The organism is Streptomyces sp. NPDC085866 (assembly GCF_044541035.1).
In the GTDB taxonomy this organism is placed as follows: domain Bacteria; phylum Actinomycetota; class Actinomycetes; order Streptomycetales; family Streptomycetaceae; genus Streptomyces.
Genome location: NZ_JBITSQ010000008.1, coordinates 271,367 through 291,386, shown reverse-complemented (window position 1 = coordinate 291,386; position 20,020 = coordinate 271,367). Strand labels below are relative to the sequence as shown.

The 20,020-nt window shown below is 71.1% G+C and carries 18 protein-coding genes; 6 read left to right on the top strand and 12 right to left on the bottom strand.

Translation table 11 applies throughout. The features are described from left to right. The first annotated feature begins 1 nt into the window (after position 1). From zwf to pgl, 3 genes are read left to right on the top strand one after another with little or no spacing between them, the layout of a single operon-like run. Entirely contained in the window at positions 2 to 1,540 is a 1,539-nt protein-coding gene (gene zwf / locus ACIF83_RS22110; protein WP_393481771.1) for a glucose-6-phosphate dehydrogenase, read from the top strand. Next, positions 1,537 to 2,577: a glucose-6-phosphate dehydrogenase assembly protein OpcA gene (gene opcA / locus ACIF83_RS22105; RefSeq protein ID WP_399729179.1), complete on the top strand. Its 1,041-nt coding sequence runs from the start codon at positions 1,537 to 1,539 to the stop codon at positions 2,575 to 2,577. Before zwf ends, opcA begins: the two co-directional genes overlap by 4 nt. Next, positions 2,574 to 3,356 carry a 6-phosphogluconolactonase gene (gene pgl / locus ACIF83_RS22100; protein ID WP_393481765.1) on the top strand — a complete coding sequence of 261 codons (783 nt, stop codon included), beginning with the start codon at positions 2,574 to 2,576 and terminating at the stop codon, positions 3,354 to 3,356. Before opcA ends, pgl begins: the two co-directional genes overlap by 4 nt. Positions 3,357 to 3,389: 33 nt before the next feature. On the opposite strand, the gene ACIF83_RS22095 is transcribed toward pgl, so the two are convergent. The 5 genes from ACIF83_RS22095 to ACIF83_RS22075 all read right to left on the bottom strand — a co-directional run bounded on the left by ACIF83_RS22095 (position 3,390) and on the right by ACIF83_RS22075 (position 10,036). Continuing rightward, positions 3,390 to 4,229 carry a carbohydrate ABC transporter permease gene (locus tag ACIF83_RS22095; protein ID WP_067318160.1) on the bottom strand — a complete coding sequence of 280 codons (840 nt, stop codon included), beginning with the start codon at positions 4,227 to 4,229 and terminating at the stop codon, positions 3,390 to 3,392. 8 nt (positions 4,230 to 4,237) lie between these two features. Then, a complete protein-coding gene (locus ACIF83_RS22090; RefSeq protein WP_398138598.1) occupies positions 4,238 to 5,599 on the bottom strand; it encodes an ABC transporter permease subunit in 1,362 nt (453 codons plus the stop codon). An 8-nt stretch (positions 5,600 to 5,607) separates the two neighbouring features. After that, positions 5,608 to 6,933: an ABC transporter substrate-binding protein gene (locus tag ACIF83_RS22085; protein ID WP_398138597.1), complete on the bottom strand. Its 1,326-nt coding sequence runs from the start codon at positions 6,931 to 6,933 to the stop codon at positions 5,608 to 5,610. Positions 6,934 to 6,971: 38 nt separating this feature from the next. Then, a complete protein-coding gene (locus ACIF83_RS22080; RefSeq protein WP_393466857.1) occupies positions 6,972 to 8,639 on the bottom strand; it encodes a glycoside hydrolase family 13 protein in 1,668 nt (555 codons plus the stop codon). 131 nt (positions 8,640 to 8,770) lie between these two features. Continuing rightward, positions 8,771 to 10,036, bottom strand: coding sequence for an ABC transporter substrate-binding protein (locus ACIF83_RS22075; RefSeq protein WP_398138596.1), 1,266 nt, complete (start codon positions 10,034 to 10,036; stop codon positions 8,771 to 8,773). A gap of 129 nt (positions 10,037 to 10,165) precedes the next feature. Between ACIF83_RS22075 and ACIF83_RS22070 the strand changes: the two genes are divergently transcribed. The 3 genes from ACIF83_RS22070 to ACIF83_RS22060 are packed head-to-tail and all read left to right on the top strand — an operon-like array spanning position 10,166 to position 13,745. After that, positions 10,166 to 10,681: a PadR family transcriptional regulator gene (locus ACIF83_RS22070; protein WP_393466851.1), complete on the top strand. Its 516-nt coding sequence runs from the start codon at positions 10,166 to 10,168 to the stop codon at positions 10,679 to 10,681. Then, on the top strand, positions 10,678 to 11,427 hold the full coding sequence (locus ACIF83_RS22065; RefSeq protein WP_393466848.1) for an ABC transporter ATP-binding protein: 750 nt from the start codon (positions 10,678 to 10,680) through the stop codon (positions 11,425 to 11,427). The genes ACIF83_RS22070 and ACIF83_RS22065 overlap by 4 nt, the downstream gene beginning before the upstream one ends. 35 nt (positions 11,428 to 11,462) lie before the next feature. Beyond that, positions 11,463 to 13,745: an FtsX-like permease family protein gene (locus tag ACIF83_RS22060; protein ID WP_399729172.1), complete on the top strand. Its 2,283-nt coding sequence runs from the start codon at positions 11,463 to 11,465 to the stop codon at positions 13,743 to 13,745. 59 nt (positions 13,746 to 13,804) lie between these two features. Here ACIF83_RS22060 and ACIF83_RS22055 read toward each other — a convergent pair whose 3' ends face one another. The 7 genes from ACIF83_RS22055 to ACIF83_RS22025 form a co-directional block, all read right to left on the bottom strand. After that, positions 13,805 to 13,945: a hypothetical protein gene (locus ACIF83_RS22055; RefSeq protein ID WP_399729169.1), complete on the bottom strand. Its 141-nt coding sequence runs from the start codon at positions 13,943 to 13,945 to the stop codon at positions 13,805 to 13,807. Between the two features lie 51 nt (positions 13,946 to 13,996). Next, on the bottom strand, positions 13,997 to 15,649 hold the full coding sequence (pgi, locus tag ACIF83_RS22050; protein ID WP_399729166.1) for a glucose-6-phosphate isomerase: 1,653 nt from the start codon (positions 15,647 to 15,649) through the stop codon (positions 13,997 to 13,999). A 75-nt stretch (positions 15,650 to 15,724) separates the two neighbouring features. After that, positions 15,725 to 16,987 carry an MFS transporter gene (locus tag ACIF83_RS22045; protein WP_399729163.1) on the bottom strand — a complete coding sequence of 421 codons (1,263 nt, stop codon included), beginning with the start codon at positions 16,985 to 16,987 and terminating at the stop codon, positions 15,725 to 15,727. Between the two features lie 122 nt (positions 16,988 to 17,109). Further along, positions 17,110 to 17,397, bottom strand: coding sequence for an RNA polymerase-binding protein RbpA (locus ACIF83_RS22040; protein ID WP_007448238.1), 288 nt, complete (start codon positions 17,395 to 17,397; stop codon positions 17,110 to 17,112). 257 nt (positions 17,398 to 17,654) lie between these two features. Continuing rightward, positions 17,655 to 17,891: a preprotein translocase subunit SecG gene (gene secG, locus ACIF83_RS22035; RefSeq protein WP_020939321.1), complete on the bottom strand. Its 237-nt coding sequence runs from the start codon at positions 17,889 to 17,891 to the stop codon at positions 17,655 to 17,657. A gap of 96 nt (positions 17,892 to 17,987) precedes the next feature. Further along, on the bottom strand, positions 17,988 to 18,764 hold the full coding sequence (gene tpiA / locus ACIF83_RS22030) for a triose-phosphate isomerase (protein ID WP_393466836.1): 777 nt from the start codon (positions 18,762 to 18,764) through the stop codon (positions 17,988 to 17,990). Between the two features lie 5 nt (positions 18,765 to 18,769). After that, positions 18,770 to 19,981 (bottom strand): phosphoglycerate kinase, encoded by a 1,212-nt coding sequence (locus ACIF83_RS22025; protein WP_393466834.1) that lies wholly within the window; start codon positions 19,979 to 19,981, stop codon positions 18,770 to 18,772. Positions 19,982 to 20,020: the final 39 nt, after the last annotated feature.

Below are 20,020 nucleotides of genomic sequence, written 5' to 3'. Positions count from 1 at the left end.
GTTGTCACCCCTTGCTGGTTCCGGAGCGAACCCGCTTCGTGACCCCGCCGACCGACGGCTCCCGCGTATCGCGGGGCCGTCGGGCCTGGTGATCTTCGGCGTCACGGGCGACCTGTCCCGCAAGAAGCTGATGCCCGCGGTGTACGACCTCGCGAACCGGGGTCTGCTTCCGCCGGGCTTCTCCCTGGTGGGCTTCGCCCGCCGCGAGTGGGAGAACGAGGACTTCGCGGCCGAGGTCCACGACGCCGTCAAGGCGCACGCGCGTACGCCGTTCCGTGAGGAGGTCTGGCAGCAGCTCATCCAGGGGATGCGCTTCGTCCAGGGCACCTTCGACGACGACGACGCGTTCGAGCGGCTGCGCGCCACCATCGAGGAGCTGGACAAGGCACAGGGCACGGGCGGCAACTTCGCCTTCTACCTGTCGGTGCCGCCGCGCTCCTTCCCCGTGGTCATCCAGCAGCTGAAGAAGCACGGGCTGGCCGACCAGACCGGCGGTTCCTGGCGCCGCGCGGTCATCGAGAAGCCCTTCGGCCACGACCTGGAGTCGGCCGAGGAGCTGAACAAGGTCGTGCACGAGGTGTTCGAGCCGGACCAGGTGTTCCGGATCGACCACTACCTGGGCAAGGAGACCGTCCAGAACATCCTGGCGCTGCGCTTCGCCAACACGATGTTCGAGCCGATCTGGAACCGGTCCTTCGTGGACCATGTGCAGATCACCATGGCCGAGGACATCGGCATCGGCGGCCGCGCCGGCTACTACGACGGCATCGGCGCCGCCCGTGACGTCATCCAGAACCACCTGCTCCAGCTGCTCGCGCTGACCACGATGGAGGAGCCCGCCTCCTTCGACGCGGACGCGCTGGCCGCCGAGAAGACCAAGGTGCTCGGGGCCGTCCGGCTGCCGAAGGACCTGGGCCGCTCCACCGTCCGCGGGCAGTACGCCGCGGGCTGGCAGGGCGGTGAGAAGGTCACCGGTTACCTCGAAGAGGACGGCATCGACCCGAAGTCGAAGACCGACACCTACGCGGCCGTGAAGCTGGCGATCGACAACCGCCGCTGGGCGGGTGTCCCCTTCTATCTGCGCACCGGCAAGCGTCTCGGCCGTCGCGTCACCGAGATCGCCGTCGTCTTCCAGCGGGCCCCGCACTCCCCCTTCGACCACACGGCGACGGAGGAGCTGGGCTCGAACGCGGTCGTCATCCGTGTCCAGCCGGACGAGGGCATCACGGTCCGCTTCGGCTCCAAGGTGCCGGGCACCTCGATGGAGATCCGGGACGTGTCCATGGACTTCGCCTACGGCGAGTCCTTCACGGAGTCCAGCCCGGAGGCCTACGAGCGGCTGATCCTGGACGTGCTGCTGGGCGACGCCAACCTCTTCCCGCGCACGGAGGAGGTCGAGCTGTCCTGGAAGATCCTCGACCCGATCGAGCAGTACTGGGACAAGCACGGCAGGCCCGCGCAGTACCCGTCGGGCACCTGGGGCCCCGCCGAGGCGGACGAGATGCTCGCACGAGACGGACGGAGCTGGCGCCGGCCATGAAGATAGACCTGACCGGCACCACCGCCGGCGAGATCAACAAGGCGCTCGTGAGGGGCCGCCGCGCCATCGGCACCCCGGCCGTCGGCATGGTCCTGACCCTCGTCATCGTCACCGACGAGGAGAACGCCTACGACGCCCTGAAGGCCGCCAACGACGCCTCGCGCGAGCACCCCTCGCGCACGCTGGTGGTCATCAAGCGCGTCTCCCGCACCTCGCGCGACCGTACGTCGTCCCGGCTGGACGCCGAGGTGCGGGTGGGCGCGGACGCGGGCACCGGCGAGACGGTGGTGCTGCGGCTGTACGGCGAGGTGTCCGACCACGCCGACTCGGTCGTCCTGCCACTGCTGCTGCCGGACGCCCCGGTCGTCGTCTGGTGGCCGGTGAACGCCCCGCTGGACCCGGCCAAGGACCCGCTGGGCGCGCTCGCCCAGCGCCGGGTCACCGACACCTACGCCGCCGAGCAGCCGGTACGGGAGCTGTCCGCCCGTGCCGAGGCCTACACGCCCGGCGACACCGACCTGTCCTGGACCCGGATCACGCCGTGGCGCTCGATGCTGGCGGCGGCCCTGGACCAGGTGGTCTGTGAGGTGAAGGCCGTCGAGGTGGAGGGCGAGGAGTTCAACCCGAGCTGTGAGCTGCTGGCGATGTGGCTCGCGGACCGGCTGGACGTCCCCGTCAAGCGCTCGCTGTCCTCGGGACCGGGTCTGACCGCCGTCCGCATCGACACCAGCTGCGGTCCGATCGTCCTGGACCGGGCCGACGGCTCGCTGGCCACCCTGGCCATCGACGGCCAGCCGGCCCGCGCGGTGGCGCTCAAGCGGCGGGACACCGCCGAGCTGATCGCGGAGGAGCTGCGCCGGCTGGACCCGGACGACACCTACGCGTCGGCGCTGCGCTACGGCGTGGAGCGGCTGAACCCGGGCACCGGGCCCGCCGCGGCCGAGCCGGTGGCGGAGGCCGAGGCAGAGGTCGCCGCGGCGCCCGCGAAGAAGGCGGCCGCCAAGAAGGCCCCGGCGAAGAAGGCGACGGCGAAGTGAGCACTCCGCAGCTGGTCGTGCACCACGACAAGGAACTGATGGCGCAGGCGGCCGCGGCCCGTCTGATCACGAAGATCGTGGACGCGCAGGCCTCCCGGGGCCACGCGTCCGTGGTCCTCACGGGTGGCCGCAACGGCAACGGCCTGCTGGCCGCGCTGGCGGCGGCCCCGGCCCGGGACGCCGTCGACTGGAGCCGGCTCGACCTCTGGTGGGGCGACGAGCGCTACCTCCCCGAGGGCGACCCGGAGCGCAATGTCACGCAGGCCCGCGAGGCCCTGCTGGACGCCGTGCCGGTGGACCCGGAGCGCGTGCACGCCATGCCCGCCTCCGACGGACCGTACGGTGCCGACGTGGAGGCGGCCGCCGAGGCCTACGCGGCGGAACTGGCGAAGGCGGCCGGCCCGGAGAACCACGGGGCCGTTCCCTCCTTCGACGTCCTGATGCTGGGTGTCGGCCCGGACACCCACGTGGCCTCGCTCTTCCCGGAGCTGCCTGCGGTGCGCGAGACGGAGCGGACGGTGGTCGGCGTCCACGGCGCCCCCAAGCCGCCGCCGACCCGGGTCTCGCTGACCCTTCCGGCGATCCGCTCGGCCCGTGAGGTCTGGCTGCTCGCGGCTGGCGAGGACAAGGCCCAGGCCGTGGCCATCGCCCTGTCGGGCGCGGGTGAGGTCCAGGCACCGGCGGCGGGCGCGTACGGCAGGCAGCGCACCTTGTGGCTGCTGGACGCGGCTGCGGCTTCGCAGCTGCCCAGGTCGCTGTACCCGCCGGCTTCGCCGTGAACCGAGGGGTGGCGGCGCCAGGCGCCGCCACCCCTACTTCACCGACCCCGCCATCACCCCCTGCACAAAGTGCCGCTGGAACGCGAAGAACACCACCACCGGCACGATCAGGGACAGGAAGGCGCCCGGGGCCAGGACGTCGATGTTGCTGCCGAACTGGCGGATCTGGGACTGGAGTTCGACCGTCAGCGGCTGGGACGAGCTGTCGGCGAAGAGCAGGGCGACCAGCATGTCGTTCCAGACCCACAGGAACTGGAAGATGGCGAGGCTGGCGATGGCCGGACGGCCCACCGGCAGGACCAGACGGGTGAAGATGCGCCACTCGCTGCCGCCGTCCATGCGCGCGGCCTCCAGCATCTCCTTCGGCATCTCCGCGAAGTAGTTCCGCAGCAGGAACACCGCGAAGGGCAGACCGTAGGCGACGTGGAACAGGACCACACCGGGGATCGTGCCGAACAGGCCCAGTTGGCCGAAGAGTTTGGCCACCGGCAGCAGGCCGATCTGCACCGGCACCACCAACAGGGCCACCACCAGCAGGAACAGCGGTTCGCGGCCGGGGAAGTCCAGCCAGGCGAAGGCGTATCCGGCGAGCGCCGCGATGACGACGACCAGGGTGGTCGCCGGCACCGAGATCAGCACGGTGTTCCAGAACGCCTGGGTCATGCCGGAGTTCTTCAGCAGCGCCGAGTAGTTGTCGAAGGACAGCTGGCCGGGGCTCGCCAGGGCGGTCCACCAGCCGCCCTTCGCCGTGTCCTGGGCCGACCGGAGGGACGACACGAACAGTCCCGCCAGCGGGGTCAGCCAGACCAGGCCGATCACCACGAGGAACGCCTGGACCAGTCCGTTGCCCAGGCCGCGCCTGACCGTGTTCATGACCGAGTTCATCGCTGACTCCTTCGGAAGCGGCGGACGTTGACGACCATCGCCGGGATCACCAGGAGCAGGAGCAGCACGCCGAGGGCGCTGCCCAGGCCCTGGTTGTTGCCGCCGCCGAAGGACACCAGCCACATCTGGGTCGCAAGGACGGTGGCGTCCTCCTGCACCGGTCCCGGCGCGATGATGTAGACGAGGTCGAAGACCTTCATCACGTTGATCACGAGGGTCACGAACACGACGGTCAGCACGGGAGCGAGCAGCGGGACCGTGATCCTGCGGAAGATCTGCCACTCGTTCGCGCCGTCCATCCGGGCGGCTTCCAGCGCGTCCCGTGGGAGGGTCGAAAGACCCGCTCCGATCAGCACCATCGCGAAGCCGGTCCAGATCCACAGGTACGCGCCGATGATGGCCGGTGTGACGAGCGTCGGGCCGAGCCAGGAGACTCCCTGGTAGGGCGGCGCGAAGTTGGAGGCGGGCAGCTTCACGGTGTACGGGCCCCGGTCGAGCCCGGAGAAGCGGAAGGAGCCGTCGGAGGCGGACGTGGTGCTCGCGACCGTCTTTCCGTCGCGCAGCGCCTCGACCTTCATGCCGGGCAGGCCGCTCTCCTTCGGGTCGACCCTGCCCTGCTTTCCTCCCCCGCCGGGCGTGAAGTCCAGGTAGACCACGCCGCGCAGTTCGTCGGCGGCTGCCGTGCGGGCCGCGGCCGGGTAGGCGGGCGAGGTGCCCTTCGGCAGGTCCTTGGGCAGTACGCCCACCAGGCCGAGGGCCACCGAGTGCCCCGGGGACAGGTCGGCGTCCGTCAGATACGAGCCGTCCCGGCCCTGGCTGAGGCCCTGCCCGTCACGCGCCCGGGCCGTCGGATACGACGAGGTCCCCGTGAAGGCGTCGTGGACGGAGACCACGGCGGCGTTGAGGACGCCCTTGTCCGGGTCCTCGTCGTAGGCGAGCCGGAAGATGATGCCGGCGGCGAGGAAGGACACGGCCATCGGCATGAACAGCAGGAGCTTGAAGGCGGTGGCCCAGCGCACCTTCTCCACCAGGACGGCCAGGATCAGGCCGAGGCCGGTGAGCAGGGCCGGAGCCACGACGACCCAGATGGTGGTGTTGCGGATGGCCTTCAGGGTCGCCGGGTCGCGGAACATCTCGGCGTAGTTGTCCCCGCCCACGAACCGGGTGCCGGAGGCGTCGAAGAAGCTGCGGCCGACGGAGAACAGCACCGGGTAGACGACGAGAGCGCCGAGCAGGAGCAGGGCGGGGAAGACGAAGAGCAGGGCGACGGTCCGGGCGCGCCGCCGGCCGCGGCGCCCGCGGGCCGCGTCCGCGGCCCGCGGGTTCGCCTGTCGCTTGGCGAGTGTGGTGGCTGTCATCTGTCCGCTCAGCCCTGGTAGGCCTTGGCCGCCGCGGACTCCAGCTTCGCCGCGGTGCCCTTCGGGTCGGAGGGGTCGCGCAGGAAGTCCTGGAGCAGCTTCCACTCGCCGGCGCCCTTGGTGCCGCCGAAGGCGGCCGGTGCCTGGTCGGACATGTCGAAGCGGACCGAGTCCCCGGCCGAGACGAGGGACCTGGCGGTGGCCCGGGTGACGTCGTCACTGTAGGAGGCGAGGTCGAGCTTCTTGTTCGGGGACAGGAAGCCGCCCGCCTTCGCCCACACGGCCGCCGCCTCCGGGGTGGCCAGGTACTCCAGGAGCTTCATGCCGGCCTTGGCGTTCTTGCCGTCCTTGAGGACGACGGCCGCGTCGCCGCCGCTGACCACCGGTGCCTTGCCGCCGCCGACCGGGGGGAACGGGAAGAAGTTCGCGTCCTTGCCGATGGTCTTCTGGAACTGGTCGTGGGCGACACCGGCGACGAAGTCGCCCTCGTAGACCATGCCGGCCTCGGGCTTGGGCCCGAAGACCTTCTCGACCGAGCTGGGGAAGTCGGTGTTCAGCGCCTCCTTCTGACCGCCGGCGATCAGCTGCTTGTCCTTGAAGAGCTTGCCGAGCGTGGTGAGCGCCTCGACGACCGAGGCGTCCGTCCACTTCAGCTTGTGGGCGGCGAGGGCGTCGTACTTCTCGGGTCCGGCCTGGGAGAGGTAGATGTTCTCGAACCAGTCGGTGAGCGTCCAGCCGTCCTGACCTGCGACGGCGAAGGCCGAGAGCCCGGAGTCGGAGACGGTGTGCCCGGCCTTGAGCATCGCGTCGTAGGTCTTGGGCGGCTTGACGCCGGCCTGGGCGAGGGCGTCGGGGCTGTACCAGACGGTCGACTTGTGGGCTGCCTTGAAGTAGAGGCCGTAGAGGGTGCCGCCGACGCTGCCGTACTTCTTCCACACCGGCGCGAAGTCGGCGTCGACCGTCTGCTCGGCGGTCGGGGACAGCGGCTTGAGCCAGCCCTTCTGCGCGAACTGCTGGAGCACGCCGACCTGCGGGACCATCACGACGTCGGGCGCGTTGCCGCCCTCGATCTTGCTGCCGACGACCGTGGAGACGTTGTCGCCGGTGGAGACGAACTGCGTCTTGGCGCCGGTCTTCGCGGTGAACGCGTCGAGCACCTTCTGGAAGTTCTTCTGCTCGCTGCCGGACCAGACGCCGGCCACGGTGACCGTCTGGCCGCTGAGCGCCTTGTCGCCACCTCCCGCGGTGACCGGGCCGCCGCCGCAGGCGGTCGCGCCGAGGGCCAGGGCGAGGGCGGTGCAGCTGGTGAGCAGGGTGGTACGGCGTCGCATCATCGTTGATGTCCCTTCGAGGGGTGTGAGTTGACGGAGGCTCAGAGGTTGGAGTCGCTGAGCCACCAGGCGGCCGTCGAGCCGGGCAGCACCCCGGCCGGACAGGGACCGCTGGACAACAGGGGGGTGCCGGAGGCCGGCGCGGGCGTGGGGGACGTACCGAAGTTGACGGCGCAGACGAGGCCGTCGCCGCGGACGAAGGCGAGGACGCCCGGCGGGGTGTCCAGCCAGCGCAGCGCGCCCTCGCCCAACTGGGGCAGTGAGGCCCGCAGCTGGAGGCCGTCGCGGTACAGGTGCCAGAACGAGCGGGTGTCGGCGAGGGCGCGGTCGGTGGCGTACTCGGCGAAGTACTCGGGCTGCGGCAGCCACGGCTTGGCGCTCTGCGCGCCGGAGGTGAAGCCGAACGGGGAGGCCTGCCCGGACCAGGGCAGGGGCACCCGGCAGCCGTCGCGGATGCGGGCGCGGCTTCCGGTGCGGTGGAAGATCGGGTCGGTGAGCACGTCGTCGGGCAGGTCGACGACCTCGGGCAGGCCCAGCTCCTCGCCCTGGTAGATGTACGCGGCTCCGGGCAGCGCCAGCATCAGCAGCGCGGCGGCGCGGGCCCGGGCGGCGCCGAGGCCGCTGCCCTCCGTGGCCGGTTCGCCGTAGCGGGTGACGGTGCGGACCTGGTCGTGGTTGTTGAGCACCCAGGTGACCGTGGAACCCGTGCCGGCTATGTCCTGCATCGCCTCGGAGACGACCTTGCGGAAGGCGTCGGCGTCCCAGGCCGCGCCGAGCAGGTCGAAGAAGAAGGCCTGGTGGAGTTCGTCCGGGCGGACGTACCGGGCGTGTTCGCGGGCGGTGGGGACCGAGACCTCGCCGACCAGCAGCCGTTCGCGTCCGTCGTGCGCCGTGTACTCCTCGCACACCGCGCGCCAGTGCCGCCACACGTCGTGCACCTCGGGCTGGTTCCAGGCGAGCGGGTTGACCGAGTCGCGGGTGCGGGCGTCGGCCTCCGGGTCGTCGGAGTCGGGCAGTTCGGGGTGCTTGTAGAGGCCGGCGGCCACGTCGATGCGGAACCCGTCCACGCCGCGGTCCAGCCAGAAGCGCAGGACGCGGTCGAACTCGGCGGGGATCTCGGGGTTGCGCCAGTTCCAGTCGGGCTGTTCGGGCGTGAACATGTGCAGGTACCACTGGCCGGGGCGGCCGTCCGCCTCGGTGACCCGGGTCCAGGCCGGGCCGCCGAACATGGCGTGCCAGTTGTTGGGCGGCTCGCTGCCGTCCGGGCCGCGGCCGTCGGCGAAGTGGAAGCGGGCGCGGGCCGGACTGCCGGGCTCGGCGGCGAGGGCCTCGCGGAACCACGGGTGCTCGCTGGAGCAGTGGTTGGGGACGATGTCCAGGAGCACCCTGACGCCGAGTTGCCGGGCGGCCGCCATCAACAGGTCGAACTCGGCGAGGTCGCCGAAGAGCGGGTCGACTCCGCAGTAGTCGGCCACGTCGTAGCCGTGGTCGTGCTGGGGCGAGGGGTAGAAGGGGCTCAGCCAGATCCCGTCGACGCCGAGCTTCTTCAGGTACGGCAGTCCCGCGCGGACTCCGGCCAGATCGCCGATGCCGTCGCCGGTGCTGTCGAGGAAGCTGCGGACGTAGACCTGGTAGATCACCGCGTCACGCCACCAATGATGCCTGTTCAACCCTGTGGCCTGTCTCTGTGAAGGGCAGCAGTTATGCATGCATGTTAGGTAGGCGTGTCACGAGGGTGTCAATGAAAAGAACGAATGCTACTGCGGAGTTGGGGTTACAAATACGGACTCAATGGGGCACTCTGCAGCCAGATGAGATGTCCGCGTTACTTAACAAGTAACTAGCGGCTGGAGACGGCGGCGAGCTCGCGCGCCAGTCGACGCACCGCGGCCTCGGGCGTCTCGTGCCCGGTCAGCGCGTCCTGCACGACCGCCTGCACCACCAGGCTGACCTGGTCGTAGTGCGGGCTCTTGGGGCGCGGAGCGGCCGTGAGAACGGCCGTGCGCAGGGTCGGCAGATAGGGGAACTTCCGTACGAGCGCGGGGTCTTCGTAGAGCGCGGCGCGTACGGGAGGCAGCGAGCCCCGGGTGAGCACCTGGCGCTGGACGCCCTCGCTGGTGAGGTACGCGATCAGGCGCGCGGCCGAGTCGGGGTGCCGGGCGTGGGTGTTGACGGCCAGGTCGGAGCCGCCGAGGACGCTCTTCCCCGGCCCGTCGGGCCCGGGCAGCGGTACGGCGCCGATCCGGCCGGCGACCTTGGAGCCCCTGGCCGAGGCCACGGCGTAGGCGTAGGGCCAGTTGCGCAGGAAGAGCAGCCGGCCGTCCTGGAAGGCCTGTTTGGACTCCTCCTCCTTGTACGTCAGCGCCGCCTTCGGGATCCAGCCCTCGCGCAGACCGCGGGCGAGGAAGCCGATGCCCTCGCGGGCCGCGTCCGAGTCGACGGTGACGCGGGTGCCCTCGTCGCCGAGGATGGAGCCGCCCGCCGAGTACACGGCCTCGGCCGCGTTGACGGTCAGGCCCTCGTAGGGCAGGAGCTGGCCCGCGTAGCCGTCGAGGCCGTACTTGGGCGCGATGGTCTTCGCGTCGTGCTCCAGCTCGGCCCAGGTGCGCGGCGGCGGCACGCCCTCCTTGGCGAGGACGTCCTTGCGGTACAGCAGCAGCCCTGCGTTGGTGACGTACGGCACGGCGTACAGCCGCCCGTCGTACGTGGCCGTGTCCACGACTGGCGGCAGGAAGCTCTTCAGCGGGAAGCGGTCGCGCGGCAGCGGGCGGATCCAGCCGGCGGCCGCGAACTCCGAGGTCCAGTTGACGTCGATGTTGAGGACGTCGAACCGACCCCGGTCGCCGCCGCGCAGGTCGGTGGTCATCTGCGCGTGGGTCTCGTCGGCGGAGTCCGGCAGCTCTACGAGGGTGACCTTCTCCGCGGGATGCGTACGGTTCCAGCCCTCCAGGAGCGGACCGAGGTAGCCGGTGAGGTCACCGGCGGTGGCCAGGGTGAGCGGACCGCTCCGGTCGCGCTCGTCGGCGTGCACGCCGGAAGCCGTGTACCCGGACACGACCACGGCCAGAACCAGGAGCCCCCTACCGGCGGCGCGCATCCACCGCATAGGTTCCTCCCTGAACACGTACACCCGGCCACGGGCACCCTCGCCCGACGGTCAGAGGCCATGTATACCTGTTAGGTATGGGCGATACTAGGGCCTGGAGCACATTACGAGAACAGGAGGACAGCACGAGTGCGCCTGCCCCTCCTGGCACTCCTCGCACGCGGCCCGGCCCACGGCTACGAGCTGAAGCAGGACCTTGAGCAACTGCTGGGCTCCGCGTACCCTCAGCCGAACGTCGGCCAGATCTACGTGACCCTCGGCCGCCTCGAGAAGTCGGGACTGATCGAGGGCGAGGACGTCGAGCAGTCCAGCCGACCCAACAAGAAGGTCTACCACCTCACCGACGCCGGGCGGGAGGCGCTGCACGCCTGGTTCGAGGAGACCGAGGACGAGCCGCGGGTCCGGGACGAGTTCTTCATGAAGCTCGCGCTCGCCCCGCAGGCCGGTCTCGTCGAGCAGATCGCCCTCATCAACAAGCAGCGGCGCCAGTACCTCAACACCATGCGCAACCTGTCGAAACTGGCCGCGGCCGAGAACCGGGACAACCGAATCGCCCATCTGCTCATAGAGGGCGCGATGCTGCACCTGCAGGCCGACCTCGACTGGCTGGAGCGGTGCCAGGAGGAACTGGAGGAGCTGGAGTGAGCGACGCCCACGCTCCTGTGCTGCGCGCCGAGGGTCTGGTGAAGACCCACCACGGCGAGGGCGCGCCCGCGCGTGCCGTCCGCGGGGTCGACCTGAGCGTCGAGCGTGGCGAGTTCGTGGCGATCACCGGACCCTCCGGCGCCGGCAAGTCCACACTGCTGCACCTGCTCGGCGGCCTGCAGCGGCCGGACGAGGGCAGCATCTGGCTCGACGGCCGGTGCACGGACTCCTTCAGCGAGGCGCGCTGGGCGGTGGAGCGCAGGAAGGCCATCGGGATCGTCTTCCAGTTCTTCAACCTGGTGTCGAACCTGTCGGTCGCCGACAACGTCGAGCTGCCCGCCCTGCTCGCCGGCGTCCCGCCGAAGCGGGCTCGGGCCGAGCGCGAGACCCTCCTGTCCGAGCTGGGTCTGAAGGGCAAGGAGCGCAGCATGCCGGGCGAGCTGTCCGGCGGCGAACAGCAGCGGGTCGCGCTCGCCCGCGCCCTGGTCAACCACCCGCCGCTGCTGCTCGCGGACGAGCCCGCCGGCAGCCTCGACAGCAAGGGCACCCGTGAGGTGATGCGGCTGCTGTCCCGCTTCCACGGGCGCGGCCAGACCATCGTGCTGGTCACCCACGACGCCCGGCTGGCCAGCGCCGCCGACCGCGTGATCAGCTTCTTCGACGGCCGCATAGCCGACGACGCCGCACTGGACGGCACCCCGTCCCGCAAACCCGGGACCTCGGGTGTGCTGGAGCTGAGGGACTGATGGCGCGCCGACCGACCGGGGCCGGGGGCTGAGCCGTGCGAGCCACCCTGCGCTGGGCCCACTCCGATCTGCGCACGCACCGCGGCGAGGCGCTGTTCATCACGCTCGCCACCGCCGGCATCGTCGCCTCGCTGCTGCTGGCCGCCGCCCTCTTCGGCTACGCCACCAACCCGTGGCAGCGGACCTTCACCCAGGCACGCGGGGCCCACGTCTGGATCCACACGGCCGCCTCCGCCGACGCCCAGCGGCTTGCCCGGCTGGACGGCGTCGAGTCCGTCGCCGGCCCCTACCGGACCGAGGCCGCCACCGTCGCCTCCCGCGGCACCCGGGCCGCCGTGGAGCTGCGCGGCACCCCGCACCTGCCCTCCGTCGGACGCCCGCTGCTCACGGCCGGCCGCTGGCTGGACCCGGCGCAGCCGGACGGCGTGGTCCTGGAGACCCGCCTGGCCCGGGCCCTGCTGGCCGAGCCCGGCGACACCCTGACCCTCCCCGGTACCGCCCGCACCCTGACCGTCGAGGGCATCGCCGACAGCGCCGAGCCCGGCTACAGCCCGGGCGCCCAGCCGGGGCTCGTCTGGGCGCTGCCGTCCGCCGTGCGGGCCCCCGGCGGCCAGGTGACCGGGCTGCGCCTGAAGGACCCTGCCGACACGGACTACGCGGTCCAGCGTGCCGTCACCGTGCTGGGCGCGGGCGCGGTCGGCGAGGTCTCCACCTGGCAGCAGGCGCGGGCCGACGCGCAGGGCGAGAACCGGCTCCTCGGCCAGGTGCTCGGCCTGTTCGGGCTCGGCGCGCTGGTCGCCGCGGGATTCGCGGTGCACGGGGCGATCGGCACCCGCATCCGAGGCCACCTGCGGGACATCTCGGTGCTGAAGGCGATCGGCTTCACGCCGGGCCAGGTCGTACGGATCTTCCTGCTCCAGCACCTCGCGTACGCCGCACTGGGTTCGGTGGCCGCGGCCGCGGTGACCGAGAGTCTGGGCACCCGGATCCCGGGGCGGCTCGGCGACGCGGTGGGCGTGTGGCAGGGGCTGCCGGGGCACACCGTGGCGCTGTCCGCCGTGCCCGTGGCAGCGGTGCTGTTCATCGGCCTGACCACGGGACTCGCGGCCTGGCGGGCGGGCCGGGTGCCTCCGGTGCCGGTGCCCCGCCCGTCGGCTCCGGCGGGCGGCCGGCTGACCGGCCTGGCCCGCCGTGCCCTGGGGCTGCGACTGCCGGCCGCACTGGTGCTGGGCTGCCACAAGGCGTTCGCGGGCCGCGGCCGGTCGCTGGCCGGTGTGGCCCGGCTGACGCTGCCGCTGCTGCTGATCGTGGTGGCGCTCAGCGCGTGGACCACCATCGACCGCTTCCACAGCAGCCCGGAACGGGTGGGTCTGCCGACGGCGCTCGCCCTCCGCTCGGACGGCGACCTGAGCGACTCGCAGGTACGAGCCCTGCTGGCGGCGAACCACCAGGTCACCGCCGCCTACCCGGGCGTCGAGCTCGCCGCACTGGTCCCCGGTCAGACCGGGACGATCGCGCTGCGCGGCCTCGGCACCGGTTCGCAGCCGTACCCCTACACCCTCGCCGAGGGCCGGGCCGCGCACGGACCGGACGAGGCCGTGGCCGGCCAGGGCCTGCTGGACCTGCTGCATGTGCGGGTCGGCGACTGGGTGCGGATGACGGTGGGCGAGCAGCCGCAGATCCTGCACATCGTGGGCCGCAGCATCGAACCGCAGAACGCCGGCCGGGTCGTGACGACCTCCCTGGACACCCTGCGCGAGAACGACCCGCGGCTGTCCCCGGCCTTCTACCAGCTGCGGCTGCGCCCGGGCGCCGACCCGCAGCGGGTCGCCTCCGCCCTGGCCACAGCAGGTAACGGACACCTGGACGTGCACGCCGCGACCAACCCGGCCGACGGGCTCTCCCCCCTGCGCGCCGTCGTCGCCGGGCTGATCGCCGTGCTCGCTCTCATCGGGCTCGTCGAGCTGCTCACCGCGATCGGCGGAAGCGTCCGGGAGGGCGAGCGGGACATGCTCGCCCTCAGAGCGATCGGCATGTCCCCGCGGCAGATCACCGCGATCACCGTCACGGCGACGACCTGCACGGCCCTGGCCGCGGTCCTCGCCGGTACGGCCCTCGGGCTGCCGCTGGCGCACCGGCTGATCGACGCCCAGGGCAGCTCCAACGGCATCGGCGCCGGCATCGCCCAGTCGCCCTCGCCGGGCCTGCTGCTCCTGCTGGACGCGGGCGCCGTCCTGGGAGCCGCGGCCCTGGCCGCCCTCCCCGCGGCGCGGGCGGCGCGCCGCCGCCTGGCGGACACGTTGAGCGCGGTGGCCTGAGCCCGGTTCCGCCGCCCCGGAATCGGCGTCCTGCCGCTGCCCCGGCCCAGCCCCGAACTTCAACATACGTACGCCTTGTGGGCGGCGGTGACGAGCGAGCGGTACTTCATGGTTCTGCCGGCCGATCCGCTGCCGCAGCCCGCCGCCGGCACTCCCCGCACGGCCACCGCGGCCGCCGCGGCGAACCCCCTGCGTCTCACGCGCAGAAAGCGCACAGGAGAATCGTCCGCGGCAGCGCTCGGGCGTGCGGGTCAGCTACGGCCGCGCAGCTCCCGGTACTTGGCGACCAGGGCCTTCGTGGAGGCGTCCAGGCCGGGGACCTCCGTGCCCTCGGTCAGGGCCGGTTCGACGCGCTTGGCGAGGACCTTGCCCAGCTCCACGCCCCACTGGTCGAAGGAGTCGATGTTCCAGACGGCGCCCTGGACGAACACCTTGTGCTCGTAGAGCGCGACCAGCTGGCCGAGCACGGACGGGGTCAGCTCGCGCGCGAGGATCGTGGTCGTCGGCCGGTTGCCCGGGAACGTCTTGTGCGGGACCAGCTCCTCCGGCACGCCCTCCGCGCGGACCTCCTCGGCCGTCTTGCCGAAGGCGAGCGCCTGGGTCTGGGCGAAGAAGTTGGCCATCAACAGGTCGTGCTGGGACTTGAGTTCACCGCTCAGCTCGGCGACCGGCTCGGCGAAGCCGATGAAGTCCGCCGGGATCAGCTTGGTGCCCTGGTGGATGAGCTGGTAGTAGGCGTGCTGTCCGTTCGTGCCGGGCGTGCCCCAGACCACCGGGCCGGTCTGCCACTCGACCCGCTTGCCGTCCCGCGCCACGTACTTGCCGTTGGACTCCATGTCCAGCTGCTGGAGATAGGCGGTGAACTTGGAGAGGTAGTGGCTGTACGGCAGCACCGCGTGCGACTGGGCGTCGTGGAAGTTGCCGTACCAGATGCCCAACAGGCCCAGGAGCAACGGCACGTTGGACTCGGCGGGCGCGGTGCGGAAGTGGTCGTCGACCAGACGGAAGCCGTCGAGCATCTCCCGGAACCGGTCGGGCCCGATGGCGATCATCAGGGACAGGCCGATCGCGGAGTCGTAGGAGTAGCGGCCGCCGACCCAGTCCCAGAACTCGAACATGTTGGCCGTGTCGATGCCGAACTCGGCAACCTTCTCGGCGTTGGTCGACAAGGCCACGAAGTGCTTGGCCACCGCGGACTCGGCACCGAGCGCGTCCAGCAGCCACTTCCGGGCCGAGGTGGCGTTGGTGATCGTCTCGATCGTGGTGAACGTCTTGGACGCCACGATGAACAGGGTCTCCGCCGGGTCCAGGTCGCGGGTGGCCTCGTGCAGGTCGGCGCCGTCCACGTTGGAGACGAAGCGGACGGTGAGGTCGCGGTCGGTGAAGCTGCGCAGCACCTCGTAGGCCATCGCGGGACCCAGGTCGGAGCCGCCGATGCCGACGTTGATCACGTTCTTGATGCGCTTGCCGGTGTGTCCCCTCCACGCACCCGAACGCACGCGCTCGGCGAAGTCGCTCATCTTGTCCAGCACGGCGTGCACGGCCGGGACGACGTTCTCCCCGTCGACCTCGATCACCGCGTCCCGCGGAGCGCGCAGCGCGGTGTGCAGCACCGCCCGGTTCTCGGTGACGTTGATCTTCTCGCCGCGGAACATGGCGTCCCGCAGGCCGAAGACGTCCGTCGCGGTGGCCAGCTCGCGCAGCAGCCGCAGCGTCTCGTCGGTGACCAGGTGCTTCGAGTAGTCGATGTACAGGTCGCCGACCTGCAGGGTGTATCCGGCGCCACGCTCCGGATCGGCGGCGAACAGCTCCCGCAGATGGGTGTCGGCCAGCGCCTCCCGATGCTTGGTGAGAGCGGTCCACTCGGGCGTCTGGTTGAGCCTGGTACGTCCGTCTGCGTTCATATCCGACTTCAGCCTTCTTTCCTGCAACCTGTCCTGCTGCGTACCTTGCCCCGCTGCCGGTTCCAACCTAGTTGATCAGTGGGTGCCCTGAGCTGTTGCGGCGCCGTCCTGCGGGGCAACAACAGGTACGTCCGGCTTGCGCGCGGGTATCAGCGCGATGACGGCGAGGACGAAGAAGCCGGCGGTGAGCAGCGGCGGGGTGTTGCGGCCCCAGGCGGTCGCGACGGCACCGCCCAGCAGGGCGCCCAGGGGCACTCCGGCGCAGGCCAGGGTCCGGAAGGCCGCGGCGACCCGGCCGAGCAGCCCGGCGGGGCTGCGCTCCTGCATCAGGGTCGTCGTGTTCACGTTCCACACCATGCCCATGACCCCGAAGACGGCGAGCGCCCCCACCAGCACGGCCAGGCTGCGCACGGTGCCCATGACGAGGAGCGCCCCGGTCTGCACCGCGCCGGCGAGCAGGACCGAGCCCGGTCGGCCGAGGCGGTCCACCAGCCGGCCGTTCACCAGCCCTCCGGCCAGGTTGCCCAGGGTGACGGCGGTGCCCGCCGCCGCGAATCCCGCGGGCCCCGCGTCCAGCCAGCCGGTGACCAGGACGACCAGGGTGGCGAGCAGTGCGCCCATGCCGATGTTGCACAGGGCGGTGGCGGCACAGAGTCCACGCAGGGCGCCGTCGCGCCACAGTGTGCGCAGTCCGTCCGCGATGTCCCGGCGCAGGGTGCCGCCCCCGGGGCCGGCCGCCCGCCGGGTGACCGGGAGGGTGGCGACCAGGACGGCGGCCACCAGGAACGTGGCCGCGTCGACGGCGAAGGGGAGGGCTGCCCCGACAGCGATCAGCAGCGGCACGGCCGGCGCGCCGAGCAGTCCGCCGGCGATCCGCTGTCCGGTCATCAGACGGGCGTTCGCGCTGCCGAGCGCCTCGGTCTCCACCAGGTCGGGCAGCAGGGCCGTCGACGCGTTGTCGAACAGCGTCTGGAGCGTGGTCAGGGTGAAGGCCAGCAGGATCAGCAGGCCGATCGAGGCCTGCCCCAGCGCGACGGCCACGGCGAACCCCGCGACCAGCAGGCCCCGCAGCGCGTCCACCGTCCACATGGCCCGCCGCTGGTCCACCCGGTCGGCGACGGCGCCGCCGAGCAGTCCGAAGACGATCCAGGGCAGATAGCCGCAGGCGGTGACCGAGGCGATGAGCAGGGGCTCGTCGGTCAGCGAGGCGGCCAGCAGCGGCAGCGCGGCCGTGCGCAGCGCGTCACCGAAGCTGGAGAGCACCGCGGCGCTCCACAGCCGCCCGAATCCCCCGCGCCACGCCGGTGCACCTGACTCCGCCACCTCGACCGCCGTCACAACTCCCCCTCGCGGTTCACGCCTTCACGCAAACCGTAGGGGGTGCCACTGACAGTCGGCCGGACGTGCGGGGAGGAACGACTTCGGCCAGGCACCGTGGGGCACCCGGCCGATGACAAGTCCTAGATCTCGCCGCGCAGTTTCGCGAGCGCCTCCGCGAGGATCGCCTCGCCGTCCGCGTCGCTGCGCCGCTCCCGTACGTACGCGAGGTGCGTCTTGTACGGCTCGGTGCGGGGCGGGTCCGGCGGGTTGTCCCGGTCCTGGCCGGCCGGGAAGCCGCAGCGCGGGCAGTCCCAGGTCTCGGGCACCTGTGCGTCGCTGGCGAAGCTCGGCTGCGTCTCGTGCCCGTTGGAGCACCAGAAGGAGATGCGCAGACGCGGCGCGGACTCGCCGCGCTCGGCCTCGCCCATCGGCCCCGCCCCGACCCGACTTCCTCGGATCGCGTTGCCACTTGCCACGGTGTAACTCCCTGCGTAATGGTGCCGCGAAGCGAGTCGGCGTTCCGCTTCGCCGCGAGCGCCTCAGTCTACGTAAGGCCCAACGCGCGTCCAGTGATTGGAGTTACAGGCCCCACATCTAGACGCAAGCCCCATGATAGGCCGCGCTCACGAGCGCGTACCGAACATGGGGCCTTACGTACGGAATGTATGTGCTTGCGAGATGCCGATCAGCTGTTCGTCTTCATCAGGATGCCGAGGACGACGATGCACGCGAACCACAGCAGACCGATCACGATGGTGATGCGGTCGAGGTTGCGCTCGGCGACCGAGGAGCCACCGACGGACGACTGCATGCCGCCACCGAACATGTCGGAGAGGCCGCCGCCCTTCCCCTTGTGCATCAGCACCAGCAGCATCAGCAGCAGGCTGAAGACGATCAGGGCGATCGAGAACCCCAAAACCACGGCTGGACCAACTTCCTCGGATTCGGATGGACGACGGGGACACAGCACCGCGGCTGTGCCCCCGCCAGGGTACGACGGATCGCGTCTAGCGCATACTCACTGGTCGCGGAAGCGCACGATCTTGACGAACTCGTCGGCGTCCAGCGAGGCACCGCCCACCAGGGCGCCGTCGATGTCGGCCTGCGCCATGATCTCCGCGACGTTGCCCGACTTCACGGAGCCGCCGTACTGGATGCGGACCTGGTCGGCCAGCTCCTGGGAGTACAGCTCGGCGATCTTGGCACGGATCGCGGCGCAGACCTCCTGGGCGTCCTCGGCGCCGCAGACCTTGCCGGTACCGATGGCCCAGACGGGCTCGTAGGCGATCACGATGGTCTCGGCCTGCTCGGCCGGGAGGTCCTTCAGACCGCCCTCGACCTGGGCGAGGGTGTGGGTGACGTGGTTGCCCGCCTCGCGGACCTCCAGCTCCTCGCCGACGCACATGATCGGGGTCAGACCGTGCTTGTAGGCGGCCTTGACCTTGGCGTTCACGACCTCGTCGGTCTCGTTGTGGTACTGGCGGCGCTCGGAGTGCCCGATGGCCACGTAGGTGCACTTCAGCTTGGCCAGCATCGGGCCCGAGATCTCGCCCGTGTAGGCGCCGGAGTCGTGCGCCGAGAGGTCCTGGGCACCGTACTTGATCTTGAGCTTGTCGCCGTCGACCAGGGTCTGCACGGAGCGCAGGTCGGTGAAGGGCGGCAGGACGGCGACCTCGACGGCCTCGTAGTCCTTGTCGGCCAGGGCGAAGGCGAGCTTCTGGACGTGCGCGATGGCCTCGAGGTGGTTGAGGTTCATCTTCCAGTTGCCCGCCATCAGCGGCGTGCGCGTGCTCATTGAGGTCAGTCCTCCAGTGCGGCGAGGCCGGGGAGCGTCTTGCCCTCGAGGTATTCGAGGGAGGCGCCGCCACCGGTCGAGATGTGGCCGAATGCCTTCTCGTCGAAGCCGAGCGTACGCACGGCCGCGGCGGAGTCACCGCCGCCGACGACGGTGAAGCCGTCCGATGCGACGAGGGCCTGGGCGACCGCCTTGGTGCCCTCGGCGTAGTCGGGGTGCTCGAAGACACCCATGGGACCGTTCCAGAAGACGGTCCGGGCGTCGGCGAGCTTCGAGGCGTACAGCTCTCGGGTCTTGGGGCCGATGTCCAGCCCCTCCTGGTCTGCGGGGATCTTGTCCGCGTCGACCACGGTGTTCTCGGTGGGAGCCTTGGCCTTCAGGTCCGGGAACTCCGGGGAGACCACGACGTCCACGGGGAGCAGCAGCTCGACGCCCTGCTTCTCCGCGCGCTCCATGTACTCGGTGACGGCCGGAACCTGGTCCTCCTGGAGGAGGGAGATGCCGACCTCGTAGCCCTTGGCCTTGAGGAAGGTGTAGGCCATGCCGCCGCCGATGAGGAGGCGGTCGGCCTTGCCGAGCAGCTCGTCGATGACGGCGAGCTTGTCGGAGACCTTGGCGCCGCCGAGCGCGACGACGTAGGGGCGCTCGACGTCCTGGGTGAGCTTCTTCAGGACGCCGACCTCGGTGGCGATCAGGTAGCCGGCGTAGTGCGGCAGACGGGCCGGGAGGTCGTAGACCGAGGCGTGCTTGCGGTGCACCGCGCCGAAGCCGTCACCGACGTAGACGTCGGCGAGGGCCGCGAGCCGGTCGGCGAACTCGCCGCGCTCGGTGTCGTCCTTGGAGGTCTCGCCGGCGTTGAAGCGCAGGTTCTCGATGACCGCGACCTGGCCGGGCTGCAGGCCGTTCACGGCGTCGTGGGCGGCGGGGCCGACGGTGTCCTGGGCGAACGCGACCGGCGCACCGAGGAGTTCACCGAGCCGCTCGGCGGCGGGCAGCAGCGAGAAGGCGGGGTCCGGGGCGCCCTTGGGACGGCCCAGGTGCGACGCGACGACCACCTTGGCGCCCGCCTCGGCCAGGGCCTTGACGGTGGGCAGAACAGCGCGGATGCGGCCGTCGTCGGTGATGACGCCGTCGGCGAGCGGGACGTTGAGGTCGGCACGGACGAAGACCCGCTTGCCGTCCACGCCCGCGGAGAGAAGTTCGTCGATGGTCTTCATGAGAGGGGACTCCTGAGGGCTCTTGTTCCTACGAGGGCC

Excerpts from the sequence above, each read along its gene's own strand:
- ACIF83_RS22090 (WP_398138598.1), bottom strand. The coding sequence starts at position 5,599 with ATGACAGCCACCACACTCGCCAAGCGACAGGCGAACCCGCGGGCCGCG.
- pgi (WP_399729166.1), bottom strand. The coding sequence starts at position 15,649 with ATGAACGCAGACGGACGTACCAGGCTCAACCAGACGCCCGAGTGGACC.
- tpiA (WP_393466836.1), bottom strand. The coding sequence starts at position 18,764 with ATGAGCACGCGCACGCCGCTGATGGCGGGCAACTGGAAGATGAACCTC.
- ACIF83_RS22095 (WP_067318160.1), bottom strand. The coding sequence starts at position 4,229 with ATGAACACGGTCAGGCGCGGCCTGGGCAACGGACTGGTCCAGGCGTTC.
- ACIF83_RS22075 (WP_398138596.1), bottom strand. The coding sequence starts at position 10,036 with ATGCGGTGGATGCGCGCCGCCGGTAGGGGGCTCCTGGTTCTGGCCGTG.
- ACIF83_RS22040 (WP_007448238.1), bottom strand. The coding sequence starts at position 17,397 with ATGGGCGAGGCCGAGCGCGGCGAGTCCGCGCCGCGTCTGCGCATCTCC.
- ACIF83_RS22025 (WP_393466834.1), bottom strand. The coding sequence starts at position 19,981 with ATGAAGACCATCGACGAACTTCTCTCCGCGGGCGTGGACGGCAAGCGG.
- ACIF83_RS22085 (WP_398138597.1), bottom strand. The coding sequence starts at position 6,933 with ATGATGCGACGCCGTACCACCCTGCTCACCAGCTGCACCGCCCTCGCC.
- opcA (WP_399729179.1), top strand. The coding sequence starts at position 1,537 with ATGAAGATAGACCTGACCGGCACCACCGCCGGCGAGATCAACAAGGCG.
- ACIF83_RS22080 (WP_393466857.1), bottom strand. The coding sequence starts at position 8,639 with ATGCATAACTGCTGCCCTTCACAGAGACAGGCCACAGGGTTGAACAGG.